This is a genomic window from Phaeobacter sp. CC-HEC084 (assembly GCF_059429255.1).
In genome coordinates this window covers 2,108,605-2,126,868 of record NZ_JCAIJQ010000002.1, presented here as the reverse complement: position 1 = coordinate 2,126,868, position 18,264 = coordinate 2,108,605, and the positions used below count along the sequence as shown (strand labels likewise).

The 18,264-nt window shown below is 62.2% G+C and carries 16 protein-coding genes; 14 read left to right on the top strand and 2 right to left on the bottom strand.

The annotated features are described in order from the left end of the window. The first annotated feature begins 17 nt into the window (after positions 1 to 17). The 13 genes from AC5SSZ_RS10350 (at position 18) to AC5SSZ_RS10290 (ending at position 16,337) form a co-directional block, all read left to right on the top strand. Complete coding sequence (locus tag AC5SSZ_RS10350; RefSeq protein WP_274831773.1) at positions 18 to 1,109, top strand: UDP-N-acetylglucosamine--N-acetylmuramyl-(pentapeptide) pyrophosphoryl-undecaprenol N-acetylglucosamine transferase; 1,092 nt, start codon at positions 18 to 20, stop codon at positions 1,107 to 1,109. A gap of 3 nt (positions 1,110 to 1,112) precedes the next feature. Continuing rightward, positions 1,113 to 2,528, top strand: a complete 1,416-nt coding sequence (gene murC, locus AC5SSZ_RS10345; protein WP_065273049.1) for a UDP-N-acetylmuramate--L-alanine ligase — start codon at positions 1,113 to 1,115, stop codon at positions 2,526 to 2,528. Positions 2,529 to 2,549: 21 nt separating this feature from the next. After that, positions 2,550 to 3,749: an APC family permease gene (locus tag AC5SSZ_RS10340; protein ID WP_495438130.1), complete on the top strand. Its 1,200-nt coding sequence runs from the start codon at positions 2,550 to 2,552 to the stop codon at positions 3,747 to 3,749. Beyond that, on the top strand, positions 3,746 to 3,997 hold the full coding sequence (locus AC5SSZ_RS10335) for a DUF2484 family protein (RefSeq protein WP_495438129.1): 252 nt from the start codon (positions 3,746 to 3,748) through the stop codon (positions 3,995 to 3,997). The genes AC5SSZ_RS10340 and AC5SSZ_RS10335 overlap by 4 nt, the downstream gene beginning before the upstream one ends. A 97-nt stretch (positions 3,998 to 4,094) precedes the next feature. After that, positions 4,095 to 5,033: a UDP-N-acetylmuramate dehydrogenase gene (murB, locus tag AC5SSZ_RS10330; RefSeq protein WP_495438128.1), complete on the top strand. Its 939-nt coding sequence runs from the start codon at positions 4,095 to 4,097 to the stop codon at positions 5,031 to 5,033. Between the two features lie 354 nt (positions 5,034 to 5,387). Then, on the top strand, positions 5,388 to 6,308 hold the full coding sequence (locus AC5SSZ_RS10325) for a D-alanine--D-alanine ligase (protein WP_065273053.1): 921 nt from the start codon (positions 5,388 to 5,390) through the stop codon (positions 6,306 to 6,308). Continuing rightward, on the top strand, positions 6,296 to 7,189 hold the full coding sequence (locus tag AC5SSZ_RS10320) for a cell division protein FtsQ/DivIB (protein WP_274836696.1): 894 nt from the start codon (positions 6,296 to 6,298) through the stop codon (positions 7,187 to 7,189). The genes AC5SSZ_RS10325 and AC5SSZ_RS10320 overlap by 13 nt, the downstream gene beginning before the upstream one ends. A gap of 1 nt (position 7,190) precedes the next feature. Next, positions 7,191 to 8,525: a cell division protein FtsA gene (ftsA, locus tag AC5SSZ_RS10315; protein WP_065273055.1), complete on the top strand. Its 1,335-nt coding sequence runs from the start codon at positions 7,191 to 7,193 to the stop codon at positions 8,523 to 8,525. A 428-nt stretch (positions 8,526 to 8,953) separates the two neighbouring features. Beyond that, positions 8,954 to 10,624: a cell division protein FtsZ gene (gene ftsZ / locus AC5SSZ_RS10310; RefSeq protein WP_495438127.1), complete on the top strand. Its 1,671-nt coding sequence runs from the start codon at positions 8,954 to 8,956 to the stop codon at positions 10,622 to 10,624. Between the two features lie 213 nt (positions 10,625 to 10,837). Beyond that, entirely contained in the window at positions 10,838 to 11,773 is a 936-nt protein-coding gene (lpxC, locus tag AC5SSZ_RS10305; RefSeq protein WP_368947532.1) for a UDP-3-O-acyl-N-acetylglucosamine deacetylase, read from the top strand. Between the two features lie 250 nt (positions 11,774 to 12,023). After that, positions 12,024 to 12,872 (top strand): outer membrane protein assembly factor BamD, encoded by an 849-nt coding sequence (locus AC5SSZ_RS10300; RefSeq protein WP_274868141.1) that lies wholly within the window; start codon positions 12,024 to 12,026, stop codon positions 12,870 to 12,872. A gap of 24 nt (positions 12,873 to 12,896) precedes the next feature. After that, a complete protein-coding gene (recN, locus tag AC5SSZ_RS10295; RefSeq protein WP_495438126.1) occupies positions 12,897 to 14,543 on the top strand; it encodes a DNA repair protein RecN in 1,647 nt (548 codons plus the stop codon). Between the two features lie 87 nt (positions 14,544 to 14,630). Next, a complete protein-coding gene (locus tag AC5SSZ_RS10290; protein WP_495438125.1) occupies positions 14,631 to 16,337 on the top strand; it encodes a chloride channel protein in 1,707 nt (568 codons plus the stop codon). Positions 16,338 to 16,362: 25 nt separating this feature from the next. Here AC5SSZ_RS10290 and AC5SSZ_RS10285 read toward each other — a convergent pair whose 3' ends face one another. Further along, complete coding sequence (locus AC5SSZ_RS10285; RefSeq protein ID WP_274828898.1) at positions 16,363 to 17,274, bottom strand: LysR family transcriptional regulator; 912 nt, start codon at positions 17,272 to 17,274, stop codon at positions 16,363 to 16,365. Positions 17,275 to 17,365: 91 nt separating this feature from the next. Here AC5SSZ_RS10285 and AC5SSZ_RS10280 point away from each other — a divergent pair, with 91 nt between their 5' ends. Continuing rightward, positions 17,366 to 17,557: a hypothetical protein gene (locus AC5SSZ_RS10280; RefSeq protein WP_065273789.1), complete on the top strand. Its 192-nt coding sequence runs from the start codon at positions 17,366 to 17,368 to the stop codon at positions 17,555 to 17,557. A 332-nt stretch (positions 17,558 to 17,889) separates the two neighbouring features. Here the strand turns inward: AC5SSZ_RS10280 and AC5SSZ_RS10275 are convergent, their stop codons facing one another. Further along, positions 17,890 to 18,231: a DUF427 domain-containing protein gene (locus AC5SSZ_RS10275; RefSeq protein ID WP_274828896.1), complete on the bottom strand. Its 342-nt coding sequence runs from the start codon at positions 18,229 to 18,231 to the stop codon at positions 17,890 to 17,892. Between the last annotated feature and the right edge of the window lie 33 nt (positions 18,232 to 18,264).

Sequence of the window (18,264 nt, the reverse complement as noted above, 5' to 3'; positions counted from 1 at the left end):
CGAAACGACGCGGGTTTATGACACAGAAACTGCTATTGATGGCGGCAGGCGGCACCGGGGGGCACATGTTCCCGGCGCAGGCCCTGGCCGAAGAGATGCTACGCAAGGGCTGGCGGGTGAAACTGTCGACCGATGCGCGCGGCGCCCGCTATACCGGCGGCTTTCCTCATACGGTGGAAATCACCGAGGTGTCCTCGGCCACCTTTGCCCGCGGCGGACTATTGGCCAAGGCGCTGGTAGGACCGAAGATCGCCGGGGGCATTGCCAGCATGGCCCTGCAGATGCGGCGCGACCGCCCCGACGCGGTGGTGGGCTTTGGCGGCTATCCGTCGATCCCGGCGCTGGGCGCGGCGACGCTGCTGGGGCTGCCCCGGATGATCCATGAACAGAACGGTATTCTGGGCCGGGTGAACCAGCTTTTTGCCAAACGCGTGGCGCAGGTGGCCTGCGGCGTATGGCCGACCGAATTGCCTGAGGGCGCCAAGGGCGTGCACGTGGGTAACCCGGTGCGCCGCGCCGTGCTGGAGCGCGCGGGCGCGGCCTATATTCCACCGGGCGATTATCCGATGTCGGTGCTGGTGATGGGCGGCAGCCAAGGCGCGCGCATCCTGTCCGATGTGGTGCCCGGCGCGATTGCAGCCCTGCCCGAAGGGATCCGTCGCCATCTGCGCGTGGCCCATCAGGCGCGCGATGAGGATGGCGAACGCGTCAGCGCCTTCTACGCCGAACATGGCATTGCAGCCGATGTTCAGCCATTTTTTCACGATGTGCCCGCACGGATGAGCGAGGCGCAGCTGGTGATCTCGCGCTCCGGGGCCTCGTCGGTTGCCGATATCTCGGTCATTGGCCGCCCGTCGATCCTGATCCCATTCGCCGCCGCGGCGGGAGACCACCAGAGCGCTAATGCGCGTGGGCTGGTTGATGCGGGCGGGGCGGTGCTGATCCCCGAAAGCGCCCTTGACGTTCAGGCGCTGTCAGAGCAGATCTCTGCCGTTCTGAGCGCCCCCGACGCGGCCGCCCAGATGGCCCAAGCAGCATTAAGTGTCGGCGTTCCCGATGCCACCAATCGTCTGGTGGCTCTGGTCGAACAGCTGGCGGAGGAAGGATAGACCATGACGCCCGCAACCAAATTGCCCGGAGATGTTGGCCCGATCCATTTTGTCGGCATCGGCGGCATCGGCATGTCCGGCATCGCCGAGGTGCTGCTCAACCTTGGCTATGTGGTGCAGGGGTCTGACCTCAAGTCGTCAAAGATCACCCAGCGGCTGGAGAGCCTCGGTGCGCTGGTTTTCGAAGGTCAGCGGGCTGAGAACCTGGAAGACGCCGAAGTCGTCGTGATTTCCTCGGCGATCAAGCCGGGCAACCCGGAACTGGACGAGGCGCGCCGCCGGGGGCTGCCCATTGTGCGCCGGGCCGAGATGCTGGCCGAGCTGATGCGGCTGAAATCCAACATCGCCATTGCCGGCACCCATGGCAAAACCACCACGACCACGATGATGGCCGAGCTGATGGTGGCCGGGAATTTTGACCCCACCGTGGTCAACGGCGGCATCATTCACGCCTATGGATCGAACGCCCGCATGGGGCAGGGCGAATGGATGGTGGTCGAGGCGGACGAAAGCGACGGCACCTTCAACCGCTTGCCTGCGACCATTGCCGTCGTCACCAATATCGACCCCGAGCATATGGAGCATTGGGGCGACTTTGATACTTTGCGCGACGGGTTTTACAACTTCGTCTCGAACATTCCTTTTTATGGTGTCGCTGTCTGCTGTACCGACCACCCCGAGGTGCAGGCGCTGGTGGGGCGCATCACCGACCGCCGCGTCGTCACCTATGGTTTTAATGCACAGGCGGATGTTCGTGCCGTGAACCTGACCTACAAGGCGGGCGTTGCCCATTTCGACATCCTATTGCAGGCGGAAGGTCAGAAGATCGAAGGCTGCACTCTGCCGATGCCGGGGGATCACAATGTCTCCAACGCCCTGTCGGCAGTGGCCGTGGCGCGCCATCTGGGCATGAAAGGCGAGGAAATCCGCGCTGCGCTGGCTGCATTCGGCGGGGTCAACCGCCGTTTCACCAAGGTGGGCGAAGTGAACGGTGTTACCGTGATCGACGATTATGGCCACCACCCGGTGGAAATCGCCGCCGTGCTTAAGGCCGCGCGTCAGGCGGTTGGCGCTGATAGCAATGCTCGTGTCATCGCCGTGCACCAGCCGCACCGCTATTCACGCCTGTCTTCCCTGTTTGATGATTTCTGCGCCTGCTTCAACGATGCCGATGTGGTCGCCATCGCCGAGGTCTTTGCCGCCGGTGAGGACCCGATCGAAGGCGCCAGTCGCGACGATCTGGTGGCGGGCCTGATCCGCCACGGACATCGCCATGCCCGGGCGCTGCTGAACGAGGACGATCTGGAGCGGCTGGTGCGCGAACAGGCGCGCCCCGGTGACATGGTCGTCTGCCTCGGCGCAGGTACCATCAGCGCCTGGGCCAACGGGCTGCCCGAGCGGCTAAGCAAAAGCCAATAGCCCCCGCGAAAGGACACTGCCATGGCTGAGCCGCTGAAACGCCGTATTGGCCTTGGTCTTCTGACCGCCTACGGCGTCGGCGTCATGGTCGGGGCGGGGATCTACGTTCTGGTTGGGGCGGTCGTCGCCGACGCCGGGATCTGGGCGCCGCTATCCTTTGTTTTGGCAGGGCTGATCGCCGCGCCCACTGCGCTCAGCTATGCGGAGTTTTCCTCACGCGTGCCCGAAGCTGCCGGAGAGGCAGCCTTTGTCGGGCAGGGGTTTGGCTCGCAGTCCCTTGCCTTGCTGGTGGGGCTGGCCGTGGTTGTGGCCGGAACCGTCTCTGCCGGCGCGGTGCTGCGTGGCGGCGCCGGGTATCTGACGGCGGCAACCGGCGTGGATGGAACCCTTGCGATCATCGCCATGGGGTTGGCGCTGGTGGCGGTGGCCGTGATCGGCGTTCTGGAAAGCCTGTCGCTGGCGGCTGTATTCACCGCGATCGAATTGACTGGGCTTGCGCTGGTGATCTGGGCCGGTGGCACCGGCGATGTGTCGCCGGATTGGGCCCTGCCGCAGGACCTGCCGGGCATTACCGTCTGGGCGGGCCTTGGCCTTGGTGCGGTTCTGGCCTTCTTTGCCTTCATCGGGTTTGAAGACATCGTCAACATGGCCGAGGAGGTCTCGGAGCCGACCCGCACCATGCCGAAGGCGATCCTTTTGTCGCTGACCATCACATCGATCATCTATGCGCTGGTCTGCTGGGCTGCGGTTCGTACAGTCCCGGTGGCCGACCTGTCGCAATCCAGCAGCCCGCTGGCACTGGTCTGGCAGACAGCGCGCGGATCGAACCCTGATTTCCTGTCCTATATCGCGGTCTTTGCTGCGCTCAATGGGATCCTGGCGCAGATCGTCATGGCCTCGCGGGTGCTGTTCGGATTGGGCAAACGCAGTCCGGCGCTGGCCCTGTTCCACCACGCCCACCCTCGGTTCGGAACCCCGGTGCTGGCCACGCTGGTATTGGGTGCGGCGGTGATCCTGACGGCCCTGTTCTTCTCGGTGGATCGGCTGGCCGAGGTCACGTCCTCGGTGTTGCTGTCGGTCTTTGTATTGGTGAACCTCGCGCTGATCTTGCTGAAACGCCACGCGCCTGGCGCGCCCTTTCAGGTGCCGATGACGGTGCCGATTGTGGGGCTTGTTCTGTCCACCATCGCCCTGATTACAGCCGTGGGAGGTATGTTGTGAGCCTGTCCCTGATCCTTGCCGCGCTTTGGGCGCTGACGGCCAATGTCCTTGCCATGATACCCAGCCACGACAATCACTGGCGCCGCGCCTATGCACTGATCGCCGTCGGCATCCCGATCCTTGGCTATGTCACCTATGAAAACGGTCCATGGTGGGGGCTGGCGGTGCTGGCCGCAGGGATGAGTGTGTTGCGCTATCCGGTGATCTATTTGGGCCGTTGGTTGCGCCGGGTGGTCCTGCGCGGCTGATGGCGGGTTCTACGCGGGGTATGCGGGAGCTCGGCAGTCCTTTCTTCCCGTTCGGGTTTGCCTTAAACCCTGCAGGAAACCGAACGAGTGGCACATCATGACCGAAATCACTGAATCCCTTCCTGCCGCGCGTGGACGCCTGACCGAGGGGCGCAGCCTTTCGGAGCTGACCTGGCTGCGTGTAGGCGGGCCTGCGGATGTGTTGTTTCAGCCTGCGGATATCGAGGATCTTCGGGAGTTCCTGTGCGCCCTGCCTGGGGATGTTGCGGTCTTCCCCATGGGGGTCGGCTCGAACCTGATCGTGCGGGATGGGGGTATCCGCGCGGTGGTGATCCGGCTGGGGCGTGGCTTCAACCAGATTGAAATCGACGGCGACACCGTGACCGCAGGCGCGGCGGCGCTGGATGCCCATGTGGCGCGCAAGGCGGCTGATGCGGGGCTGGATCTGACTTTCCTGCGCACCATCCCCGGTTCCATTGGCGGCGCGGTGCGGATGAACGCGGGCTGCTACGGCTCTTATACCGCCGATGTGTTCCACACCGCCACCGTGGTGACGCGGGCCGGGGAGCTGCAGATACTTGGCCCGGAAGACCTGAATTTTGCCTATCGCCAGACCACTTTACCCGAAGGCGCGGTTTTGGTTTCGGCGACCTTCAAAGCGCCCCGGGGTGAGGCGGAGGCGCTTCATGCCCGGATGGAAGAGCAGCTGAAGAAGCGCGATGAGACACAGCCGGTCAAGGATCGTTCGGCCGGCTCCACCTTTCGCAATCCGGCGGGGTTTTCCTCGACCGGGCAGGCGGGGGATGTGCACGATCTAAAAGCCTGGAAAGTGATCGAGGATGCCGGTCTGCGCGGTGCCCGCCTTGGTGGTGCGCAGATGAGCGAGAAACATCCGAATTTCCTGATCAATACCGGGGATGCCACCGCCGCCGATCTGGAGGCGTTGGGAGAAGAGGTGCGCCGCAAGGTGCTGGAGAATTCCGGCATTACCCTGCAGTGGGAAATCATGCGGGTCGGCGAAAACCTGCCGGACTGAAGCGGTGTCAGCGCCATCAGTGTCACCCGTAATCCACGCTGCAGCGGGCGAGTGAGTGCAATTCGCAATCATTCGCCCCGACGTGTTTGATTTGGCTGGAACGGTGTGTGAAATTCGGGCAAGAAAGAGACATCCATTAAGGTTGGTAAAGAGGACGTTAAGGTCCCGGTAACTCTTTGGGCAGTATGATGACCTATGGGACGTGATTTGCCGCGCCCCACGGCATGACTGCCTTCTGATGCAAGCAAAAGGATCTCTGTCGCCGATGCGGTGGTGATCCCAGAATAATGAACGCGGCCGAATAACGGACGCGAGAAACAGGGGCGATAAGCCCGATGAATTGAGGCACTTGTGGTGAGTGAGTCGAGCAGGACACTCCCGACAGTGGCGGTATTGATGGGTGGCCCCTCGGCTGAGCGTGAGGTGTCCCTGTCCTCCGGGCGTGAATGCGCCGCCGCGCTAAGGGGCGAAGGCTATCAGGTGATCGAACTGGACGCGGGTCCGGATCTGTGTGCGCAGCTTGAGGCTGCGGCACCTGACGTCGTGTTCAATGCGCTGCACGGTCGCTGGGGCGAAGACGGTTGCGTGCAGGGCCTTCTGGAATGGATGCGTATTCCCTATACTCATTCTGGTGTGCTGGCCTCGGCGCTAGCGATGGACAAACAGCGCAGCAAATCCCTGTTCCGCAGCGTTGGCCTGCCGGTGGTCGCCAGCGAAATCTTTGCCCGCTCTGAGGTCGAGGCGTCCCATGTGATGGCGCCTCCCTATGTGGTTAAACCCAATAATGAAGGCTCCAGCGTTGGCATCTACCTGGTGCATGAGGCCGCCAATGCGCCGCCGAAACTCTCGGACGACATGCCCGATCAGGTGATGGTGGAAACCTATGCCCCGGGGCGCGAGCTGACCGCGACCGTGATGGGCGACAAGGCGCTGACCGTCACCGATATCCTGACCGATGGCTGGTACGACTATGATGCGAAATATCAGCCGGGCGGATCGCGCCATGTGCTGCCTGCGGATCTGCCGCAGGAGATTTTCGATCTGTGCCTGGAATACGCCAAACGCGCCCATGATGCACTGGGCTGCCGGGGCGTGAGCCGCACCGATTTCCGCTGGGACGAAAGCCGCGGCGCTGAGGGGCTGATAATCCTGGAAACCAACACTCAGCCCGGCATGACGCCGACTTCGCTGGCGCCCGAGCAAGCCGAACATTTCGGCATCACCTTTGGCCAGCTTTGCGCATGGATGGTGGAGGACGCCTCATGCGGTCGCTGATCCGGCGCAAGAGCAAGGAACACAGCGGAGCGTCCGATCCGGCGCCTTCGCGCCTGAAGTACCGGTTGCAGCGCTGGATGCTGACGCCGGGGATCCGCTTCGGTCTGCGGGTCGGGGTGCCGATCTGCCTGCTGGCTGCGGCGGGAACCGCGTTTCTGGCGGATGAAGGGCGGCGCGACGCCTTGCAGGGTACGATCAATTCGATCCGCGCCTCGATCGAGGAGCGTCCTGAATTCATGGTCAACGTCATGGCCATCGACGGGGCAGGGACCAGCGTCTCCGAAGATATCCGCGAGGTGGTGCCGCTCGATTTTCCGATCAGCTCCTTCGATCTGGATCTGGGCCAGATCCGCGATGTGATCGAAGGACTTGACCCGGTGCGCACCGCCAGCGTGCGGATCCGCCCGGGCGGTATTCTTCAGGTCAATGTGGAAGAACGTAAACCGGCGCTGATCTGGCGTAGCCGCGACGGGCTGGCGCTTCTGGATGAAACCGGCGCGCATGTGGCCGAGTTGGGACAGCGGAGGCTGCATCCTGATCTGCCGCTCATTGCCGGGCGTGGGGCCAATCGCGAGGCCGAGGAGGCGATGCGGCTTCTGGCAGCAGCCAGCCCGCTTGGCGACCGGCTGCGGGGGTTGGTACGGGTTGGCGAACGGCGTTGGGACGTGGTTCTGGATCGCGGTCAGCGGATCATGCTGCCCGAGGACAACCCGGTGCAGGCGCTGGAGCGGGTGATCGTGGTCAGCGAGGTCAAGGATCTGCTGGAGCGTGATGTCGCCGCCGTAGATATGCGGATCGCGGCGCGACCGACGGTCCGGATGACAGAAAATGCAGTGGAAAACTGGTGGCGGATCAGGGAAATGAACGGGGGTGGGCTGTAAGATGACGGATCTTTATCAATCGCAGCGTGCCATGCGGCAGATGCGGCGGCAGGCATTGCAGCGCGGTGTCGTGGCCATTCTGGATGTAGGCAGTTCCAAGATTGCCTGTCTTGTCCTGCGATTTGATGGCTCTGCCCAACCTAATGAAGACAGTGCTATCGGGTCGCTTGCCGGTCAATCCGGCTTCCGGGTTATCGGCGCCGCGACCACCCGCTCGCGCGGGGTGCAGTTCGGTGAAATCTCCGCCATGCAGGAAACCGAACGGGCCATCCGCACCGCCGTTCAGGCCGCGCAGAAGATGGCAGGTGTCCGTGTCGACCACGTGATCGCCTGCTTCGCCGGGGCCAATCCGCGTTCCTACGGTTTGGATGCAAAGGTCGAACTTCAGGCGCAGGAAGTGTCGGAGAACGAGATCGCCCGCGTGCTGGCCGCCTGCGAGGTGCCGGATTATGGCGCCGGGCGCGAAGTGGTCCACGCCCAGCCGGTGAATTTCGCGCTTGATAACCGTTCGGGCCTGTCGGATCCGCGCGGCCAGATGGGGCAGACCCTGTCGGTGGACATGCATATGCTGACGGTGGATTCCGCCACTGTGCAGAACCTGATGCGCTGCATTCAGCGCTGCGACCTTGAACTGGCAGGTATTGCCTCGTCGGCCTATGCCTCGGGCTATGCGGCGCTGGTCGAGGATGAGCAGGAACTCGGCGCGGCCTGTATCGACATGGGCGGCGGGTCGACCTCGATCTCGGTCTTCATGAAGAAACATATGATCTATGCCGATGCGGTGCGCATGGGCGGCGATCATATCACCAGCGACATTTCCATGGGGCTGGGTGTTCCGATGGCCAATGCCGAGCGGATCAAGACCTTTTGCGGTGGCGTTCATGCCACCGGCGCCGACGACCGCGATATGATCGATATTGGCGGGGATACCGGCGACTGGGAGCACGACCGGCGCACCGTCAGCCGGGCCGAACTGATCGGCATCATGCGCCCGCGGGTCGAGGAGATCCTGGAAGAAGTGCGGGTCCGGCTGGATGCGGCGGGGTTTGAATATCTGCCCAGCCAGCAGATCGTGCTGACCGGTGGCTCCAGCCAGATCATGGGGCTTGATGCCCTGGCCAGTCGTATCCTTGGCCAGCAGGTGCGCCTCGGACGTCCACTTCGCGTCCACGGTCTGCCGCAATCGGCGACCGGGCCGGGTTTTGCCTCGGCCGTGGGACTCAGTCTCTTTGCGGCGCATCCGCAGGACGAATGGTGGGATTTCGAAATGCCGGTCGACCGCTATCCGGCCCGCTCTCTGCGCCGCGCGGTGAAGTGGTTCAAAGACAATTGGTAGGGCCTGCGCCCACCCCGGTTGAATTTTGGCGACCTGCACCGCACGCGAGGCGATATTAAGCCTGAAAAAAGTCGCCTTTGTGGGCCTTGCCCCCCGTGACAGCGCCGCCCGAAACCGTTAGTTTCGGGTTAACGGACGCATTAAGCGACGAGTCTGAAGGCCGGGCAGTGGCCAGACCGCGATAACTCAGAATAGGAATTCGGTGCCTATGGGCGTCGGGGTTTTCTGGTGTTTGTGGGGGAGCTGCTATTTAACCGCTAGATCTGTCGCCTTAGGCGAAATACCGCAGATTTCCATGGATCAGGGGCCATATTTTGTAGCCGCCGACGCTTTTTGGGATGACGCGACTCCGAGGCTGCGGTACAATTTCCGCAGAAAAGTCAGGAAAAGGCCCTTGCGGGAGGGCTATCAACACAGGCGGAAAGAGCATGACATTGAACCTTTCGTTGCCCGGACAGGAAGAGCTGAAGCCAAAGATCACCGTATTCGGTGTCGGTGGCGCGGGTGGAAACGCGGTCAACAATATGATCGAGAAGGCGCTGGAAGGGGTCGATTTCGTCGTCGCCAATACGGATGCGCAGGCCTTGCAACAAAGCGCCTCGAAAAGCCGGATCCAGCTGGGTATCAAAGTCACCGAAGGTCTGGGCGCAGGTGCCCGTCCGCAGGTCGGTTCGGCCGCCGCTGAAGAAAGCATCGAACAGATCGTCGATCATCTGGCCGGGGCGCATATGTGCTTCATCACTGCCGGGATGGGTGGTGGCACCGGTACCGGCGCCGCGCCGATCATTGCGCAGGCCGCCCGTGAGCTGGGTGTTCTGACCGTGGGTGTCGTGACCAAACCGTTCCAGTTCGAAGGCGCCAAGCGTATGCGCCAGGCCGAGGACGGCGTTGAGGCGCTGCAGAAGGTCGTCGACACGCTTATCATCATCCCGAACCAGAACCTGTTCCGCCTGGCCAATGAGAAAACCACCTTCACCGAGGCTTTCTCGATGGCGGACGATGTCCTGTACCAGGGCGTCAAAGGCGTGACCGACCTGATGGTCCGTCCGGGCCTTATCAACCTCGACTTTGCTGACGTCCGTGCCGTGATGGACGAAATGGGCAAGGCGATGATGGGCACAGGCGAGGGCGAAGGCGAAGATCGCGCCATTCAGGCCGCAGAAAAGGCCATCGCCAACCCGCTGCTGGACGAAATCAGCCTGCGCGGTGCGCGCGGCGTTCTGATCAACATCACCGGCGCTCACGACCTGACCCTGTTCGAACTGGACGAGGCCGCCAATCGGATCCGCGAAGAGGTGGACCCGGATGCGAATATCATCGTCGGTTCGACCCTGGACACCGAAATGGAAGGCAAGATGCGCGTGTCCGTCGTGGCCACCGGTATCGATGCTTCCGACGTGAACACCGACATGCCGGTTGCACGCCGTCCGATGTCGGCGCCGTTGAAGAAAACCGTCAGCGTTGAAGAAACCCGTGCCGCGCCGCTGGAACTGGACGAGCCGGTTGAACAGCCCGTCGTCGCAGCCACGGAAGCCTCGCACGAGGAGCCGACCCTGTTCGAAGGTCTGGACGCCACCGCATCGCAGCCCGAAGCAGCCCCGGCTGAGACCGAAGCCTATGATGACGACGGCCTGCCGCCGCCTGCCTATCAGCCGCAGGTTCCGGAATTCCAGCCGCAGGCCGATGCCGCCGAAGGCGGGGCCGACAGTTTTGTCGCGCCCAAAGCTCCGGCGCCGGGCACGCCGTCGCCCGAGGCTATCGTGCGTCTGCAGGCCGCCGCGCAACGGGCTCAGCCGCAGCAAGCGGCACCACAGCCCGCGCCGCAACCGCAACAGCGCCCGGCCGCCGCAGCTCCGCAACAGCAGCAGGCGCCCGCACCGCAGCAGGAACAGCGTCGCTTTGGCCTGAATTCGCTTATCCACCGGATGACCGGCAGCGCTGCCGAAGGCGGTGAGGCGAAGCCTCAGCCGGTGCGTCAGCAGCCGCAGGCCCCGCAGCACGCGCCGCAGCAATCCGCCGCGCCGCAACCGCAGCAGCAGACTGATCCGGATCAGGAACGGATCGAAATTCCGGCCTTCCTGCGCCGTCAGGCCAACTGATTTTTCAGAATATCTCGTGAAGAGGGTCGCCATCTGGCGGCCCTTTTTCCTTTTGTTCCAGAAGGTTGCGCGCATCTAGGCAGTGTTTTGCCTATTCGTTACAGGGATGTTTCAATCCGTTACAAAGATTGAGTTGAGCCCGCGTGCCCGTTTCCTTACCTATCATCGGCAACACGGCCCCAGATGGCCGGACCCAGAAGAAAGAGGCACAAGGTGCAGAATACCCTGAAAGCATCGGTGATATTTGAAGGCGCTGGCCTGCATTCCGGCCAGCCTGCGCGGATGGTTCTGAAACCGGCTGCGGCGGATCATGGCATCCGTTTCAAACGGACCGATATCGCTTTGGGCAATTCTGTCATCCCGGCCCGCTGGGACTATGTGGAGCGCACTGCCCTGTGCACCCGTCTGGTCAACGCCGCCGGTGTGTCGGTATCTACCGTTGAGCACGTGATGGCCGCACTGGCTGGTTGTGGTGTGCACAACGCCCTGATTGAAATCGATGGACCCGAAGTGCCGATCCTTGATGGCTCCTCGGCGCTGTTTGTGCGCGGGATCATGCAGAAAGGCGTGCGTCGCCTGTCTGCTCCGGTGCAGGTTCTGCAGGTTCTGAAAGAGGTCAGCGTCGAAAAAGATGGCGCAAAGGCGACCATTCTGCCCTGCGACCGGCTGATGATCGAATTCCACATCGATTTCGCTGAACAGGCGATTGGACGTCAGAGCAAGACGCTGGACCTGCGCAATGGGGCTTTTGCCCGCGAGCTGTGCGACAGCCGTACATTCTGCCGCCGCGCTGATGTCGAGGCGATGCAGGCCAATGGCCTGGCTCTTGGCGGTGTGCCGGGCGAGAACGCTGTTGTTTTCGATGGTGAAGAGGTCGAAAGCGGCGAAGGTCTGCGCCATTCGGATGAGCCGGTCCGTCACAAGATGCTGGACGCGCTGGGTGACCTGGCGCTGGCCGGTGCGCCGCTGATGGGGCGCTATATCGGTGAGCGTGCTGGTCATGCCCTGACCAACACCCTGCTGCGGGCGCTGTTCGCAACCCCCGGCGCGGTGCGTCTGGTAGAGTGTGATGCGGCCATGGTGGCCCGCCTGCCGGGGCAGGGGCTGGTTTGGGGGGAAATCCCCGCAGCCATCCGCAAGGTCGCTTGATCCCTGCAGGGATCAGCGCAATCATCAGGATACCGATGGAAGACGGACAGGGGCACTTAGGTGCCCTTTTTCATTTGTCCCTGTGGTCCGGCACCCACCGCTGGGGCGCCGCAGGCTTGACCCGGGCCGACAATCTCTGCCAAGTGAGGGCGAAGTGGGTTAAAGGCGTTTTGCACGCCAATTGAATGTGCTAGACCGGGCATAACCGGGGTGGACACCCGCGAGTCAAATGCGGTGAGGTAAGGCAAAGATGATCGGCATCAGGGCAGGAGCCAAATGGATCGGTGCGGTTGTTCTGATGGCTGCATTGTCGGGCTGCGGCGGCGACGGTGGCGCGGCAGAAAAGGCAGGCGCGCTGGACGGCTATACCCCCAAACAGATCTTTGAACGCGGCGAGTTCGAACTGGAACGCCGCCGTTCCAAGGACGCGGCCTTTTACTTCTCCGAGATCGAGCGCCTCTATCCCTATTCTGAATGGGCGAAACAAGCGCTGATCATGCAGGCCTTTTCCTATCACCGTGCCAAGGATTACGAAAACAGCCGCGCCGCCGCGCAGCGGTTCATCGATTTCTACCCGACCGACGAAGACGCCGCCTATGCGCAATACCTGCTGGCGCTCAGTTTCTATGACCAGATCGACGAAGTTGGTCGCGATCAGGGGCTGACCTTTCAGGCGCTGCAGGCGCTGCGCACCGTGATCGAGGTTTACCCTGACAGCGAATATGCCAACTCGGCAATCTTGAAATTCGATCTTGCTTTCGACCATCTGGCGGGGAAGGAAATGGAAATCGGGCGCTACTACCTGCGCCACAAACACTACACGTCGGCGATCAACCGCTTCCGTGTGGTGGTGGAGGATTTCCAGACCACCAGCCACACTCCAGAGGCGCTGCACCGACTGGTCGAGGCCTATCTGTCGCTGGGTCTGGTGGATGAGGCGCAGACCGCCGGCGCGATCCTGGGGCACAACTATCAATCGACAGAGTGGTACGAGGACAGCTATAAATTGCTGACGTCGCAGGGTCTGAAGATGCGTGACCGGGGGAACAACTGGCTGAGCCAGATCTATCGCCAGTCGATCAAGGGCCAGTGGCTGTAACAGCGTTTGCAACGGAGCAAAGTAATGCTGCGCGCGCTTGATATCCGCGATATTCTGATCATCGACCATCTGGAGTTGAACTTTCAGGCCGGTCTCAACGTGCTGACCGGCGAAACCGGCGCCGGTAAATCGATCCTTCTCGACTCTCTTGGCTTTGTACTGGGCTGGCGCGGTCGCGCCGAACTGGTGCGTCAGGGCGCCTCGCAGGGCGAGGTGGTGGCGGAATTCGAACTGTCCGAGGGCCATCCGGCCCACTCGGTTCTGGAAGAGGCAGGCCTGCCTGCCGGGCGCGAACTGATCCTGCGCCGCGTCAATACTGCCGAGGGCCGCAAGACGGCCTGGGTGAACGATCGGCGCTGCTCGGGTGAGGTGCTGCGCGCCCTGTCGGAAACTCTGGTGGAACTGCATGGCCAGCACGATGATCGAGGCCTTCTGAACCCCAAGGGCCACCGTAGCCTGCTGGATGCCTTTGCCGCGGTGCCGGACCTGCTGTTGCAGACCCGTGCGGCCTGGGCGACGGCCGCCAAGGCCCGCAAGACGGTGGAGGCCACCCGCGCCGCACTGGATGCGGTGCGCGCCGAAGAGGAATTCCTGCGTCACGCCGTTGAGGAACTGGACAAGCTGAACCCGGAGCCAGGCGAGGACGAGACGCTGGATGCGCGCCGCCGCCAGATGCAGGGGGCAGAGCGGGTCCGCGGCGATATCGCCCGTGCTTATGCGCTGCTGAGCGAGGGGGCCGATCCGTCGCTGGGCGAGGCGCAGCGCTGGCTGGAAGGCGTCGAGGGCGCCGAGGAGATCGGGCTGGCAGAGCCGCTGGCGGCGCTCAGCCGGGCGATGATTGAACTGGGCGATGCGCAGGATGGCGTCGAACGGGTTCTCTCGGCGCTCGATTTCAATCCAGGCGATCTGGAAGATTGCGAAGAGCGACTGTTTGCGATCCGTGCCTTGGCGCGCAAGCATGACGTTCTGCCTGATGATCTGGCCGCCTATGCGGATACCCTGCGCGAAAAACTGGCGGCACTGGATGCAGGCGATAAGGATCTGGCCGATCAGGAGGCCGCCCTGCGCGACGCTGAGGCGGCTTATGCAGCGGCTGCAGAGACGCTGAGTGCCGCGCGCCGCGACAGCGCGCTGGCGCTGGACACAGCGGTGATGGCTGAACTGGCGCCTCTCAAGATGGAGCGCGCGGTTTTTGAAACCCGGATCACCGCAGGCGCCCCGGGGCCGGAGGGCCACGACGATGTTGCCTTTACCGTGGCGACCAATCCCGGTGCCCCGGCGGGTCCGCTCAATAAGATCGCCTCGGGCGGGGAACTGAGCCGCTTCCTGCTGGCCCTGAAGGTTTGTTTGCGCGGCGAGGATCGCGACAAGACGCTGATCTTTGACGAGATCGACCGCGGGGTCGGTGGTGCCACCGCTGATGCGGTGGGGCGGCGCCTGAAATCCCTAGCCTCGGGCGGGCAGGTGCTGGTCGTTACCCATTCGCCGCAGGTCGCTGCCCAGGGCGCGCATCACTGGCGGGTACAGAAACGCGTAACCGATGGCATGACCCTGTCCGAGGTGGTGCCGCTGAGCGAGACGGAACGGGTGGATGAAATCGCCCGGATGGTGTCTGGCGATACCATCACCAAAGAAGCGCGCGCCGCCGCCGGAGCCTTGCTGACTGGCTGACGCACGGGTCACGGTCCTGTGTGCTCAGTGTTGGTGGTTTGGCAATTTTTCTCTGCTTTGAGGGGGGCAGGAAACTGAAGGCGAACAATGAAGCATAATTCCCGGACCGGGGCAAAGGTGCTGGCGATGCAGGGTCTTGCATGGCTGCGAGATGTCTGGCGTATTCTTTTGCATCGCGGGCCAAGCCAGTTTCAATTCTGGATGATAGCCCTGCTGATCGGTATCTCTGCCGGTTTTGCGGCCTTGCTGTTCCGAAAGGGGATTACCGCCTTTCAGGCTTGGATCTATGGCGCCGAGGATATTCATTTCCTGCACAGTTTCGCGCAGGATCTGCCGTGGTACATGCTGCTGGTGATCCCCACCGTGGGTGGGCTGGTCGTCGGAATCATCCTGCACAATTTCACCCCCGATGGGCGGGTGCGTTCGGTTGCCGATGTGATCGAAGGGGCGGCAATGCGCAATGGCCGCGTCGAAATCCGCGCCGGGCTTGGGTCGGCCATGGCGTCCTTCCTGACGCTGTCGACCGGCGGATCGGCCGGCCGTGAAGGACCTGTGGTGCACCTAGCAGGCGTCATTTCCAGCTGGGTTAGCGACCGGATCAAGGCCGATGGCATCACCGGGCGCGATCTTTTGGGCTGTGCGGTGGCAGCGGCAGTTTCTGCCAGCTTCAACGCGCCTATCGCCGGTGCGCTGTTCGCGCTTGAGGTGGTGTTGCGGCATTTTGCTGTGCATGCCTTTGCGCCCATCGCCATCGCCTCGGTCGCGGGCACGGTGATCAACCGGTTGGAATATGGCGATGTCACGGAATTCACGCTGACCACGCCGGGCGCCTTGCAGTTCTATGTGGAGCTACCTGCCTTTTTGATGCTCGGGCTGATTTGTGGACTGGTGGCCGTGGTGCTCATGCGCTCGATTTTTTGGGCAGATCGAGTGGGAACCGATATCCAGACAGCTCTATCGATCCCGCGCTGGCTGCGCCCGGCGGTCTCTGGCTTTCTTCTGGGGGCGATTGCGATCTGGTTTCCGCATATCATCGGGGTTGGCTATGAGACGACGGTACTGGCGCTTACTGGTGGGTTGGTGCTGTCGCAGGCCATCCTGTTCACCGTGGTAAAAACCGCTGCCGTGGCCATCACCATGGGCGGGCGCATGGGGGGCGGGGTGTTTTCACCGTCGCTGATGATCGGAGCGATGACCGGCCTGTCCTTTGGGCTGATCGCGACATCGGTCCTGCCGGAAGTGTCAGGGACGCATACGCTTTATGCCTTTGCGGGCATGGGGGCGGTCGCGGCTGCCGTTCTAGGGGCGCCGATCTCGACCACGCTGATCGTATTCGAGCTGACCGGAGACTGGCAGATCGGCCTTGCCGTCATGGTTTCGGTCTCCCTGTCGACGGCGCTGGCCTCGCGGCTGGTGGACCGGTCGTTCTTCCTGACCCAGCTGGAGCGGCGCAATCTGCATTGCGCGGCCGGGCCGCAGGCCTATCTGCTGGCGCTGCTGCAGGTGGGGGGATTGATGCGGCCGCTGGGGGATCCGCGCTGCGCCACGCCAGAGGATTGCGCTCCGCTGGTTGATCAGGGACTGATGCTGCGCCCCGATCAGTCGCTGGAGGCGGTGCTGCCGGTGTTCGACCGGGCGGATGTGCCGTTCTTGCCGGTGGTTGCTCCGGATGACGTGCCCGCGCCGAGCGATGCTGAGCAGCAGGGCCGCCTTCTTGGGGTGCTCTACCACGTGGATGCGCTGAAAGCCTATAACCGCGCCCTAGTGGCAACGGCTGCAGAGGAACACAGCTAAGACCCGGGGGCGGTTCTGGTGTGCCTCAGCTGGCGGGCTGTTTCAGGGTTTCGGTGAGAATCTCACGTAGCCATGCCAATCGGGATGATCCATCGAACCGGCGATGCCAGACCAGATCAAATTCTGCATCCGGAACGCTCAGCGGTAGCGGAGAACTGCTGAACCCCCGGAACGCAGAATTTATTAGCATGGCCGGCAGGGTGGCAACCGTGTCGGTGCCACGGATCACCTCGGCCAGCAGCCAGACATTCGGCACGCTGACGGCAATGTCGCGTGACAGGTTGAGGGCCTCCAGCGCGCTCTGCACGGTGCTTTTGTAGGGGCCGCCGAAATCCAGCGTGGCATGGCTGGCGCCAGAGTAGTCGTAGACGTCCTTTACCGGTCCGCGCACCTCAGGATCGTAAAAGACCCGGAAGCCCTCGGAGAAAAGATGCGCATGGCACAGGGTCGCGGGATAGACTTCGGGGCGGGGGGCAATGGCAAAATCGGCAATCCCACGCTCCAGCAGGTTTTCGGCATTCGCGCTGGGGCCTAGCTCGCGGAACACCATGCGTTTTCTGGGAACTTCCTGCCAGATGCGCGTGCAGGTTCGGTTGACCTCGGGGACAAGAACGCCGCCGTTGGTGGCGATCACAAACGGATCGGGGTCATTGGCGGGGACGTATTCCCCATGGTCCACCAGCGCATCCATCTGGGCCAACAGGCGTCGGACCTTGGGCACCAGGCGTTCCGCGCGTGGGCTGGGAACGATGCCGCGCCCGGCCTGCACGAACAACTTGTCGCCTATGATGCAGCGCAGTTTTTCCAGGTTATGACTGACGGTGGATTGGCTGATGTTCAGCTGCTCAGCCGCCTTGCTGACGGACATTTCATCGTAAACTGTTAAAAAGACCCGAAGCAGGCGACCACTCAACTGAGATGTATCTACGTCACGCATTTATTAATTTTTTCTTTCGCTGGATTGGATGAACCGCTTTTTTAAGTAAAGTTAACGGCAACGGGCGTAAATGGGGTGCGGAAGGGAAAATATGCGTACTTATAAATTCGACCCGAAAGAGGTCGAAGTACAAAACAAAACGAGCGAGCAGGACAAAGAACAGGCGGCCCTCGAAGCGTTGGTCAACTACGCAATCGAATGCGCCAGAGACGCAAATGTCTTTGGGTCGGGGGAAGCTCTGGAACAGGCAAAACGGCATTTGGTCCGTTCTGTACTGTTGTAGGGCTGATCTGCTTTCAGGCTGTTGGGCCACTTTGAAATCCTGATATCGGGGCGGTCCTGATGGGCCGCTTTGACCGGCCGTGGGCGCCGGAATAGGTGCCGACCGTGATCTAGCTTCGAACCCCTCATTGGCAAGGGCGCGGAAGTATAGGCGGCCCAAAATTTTGTATAATTGTTAATGATACGCGCAGGTCGCGCGGTACCGCTGTCGGTCAGTTTAAATTTAATGATTGCAATCGGTTCTTAATCGCTTCGAAAACGGCACAGCGCCGGTAAAATGCTGTGCCGCCTAGAAGCTGTGGCGTATAACGCGGCCCTGCTGGCCCGGCAGATTCAGATCTGTTCGATCTTCACCGAGTCACTGGGATAAAACGCCAAATAGCCTTTTATTTCGCCCACGTCACTGATTGGGTCCTCATAGCTCCAGACAGCGTCTTCGGTCACCGAGGATTTGTTTACGATGGAAAAATAGGAGGCATCGCCCTTGTGCGGGCAATGCGTTGTCTTGCTGCTGGGATCTAGAAAGGCCATGGCGATGTCTTCGCGCGGGAAATAGATGACCGGCGCATGACCCTCTTCGCTCAGCTCCAATGCGCGGTTGGTTTCGCCCAGAACGGCCCCGCCCGAGCGCACCACCCAGGTGCCATCTGCCTTGCGAATTCGGATCTTGCTCATGTGATTTTCCCCATCTCGTCATTGGTATGCATG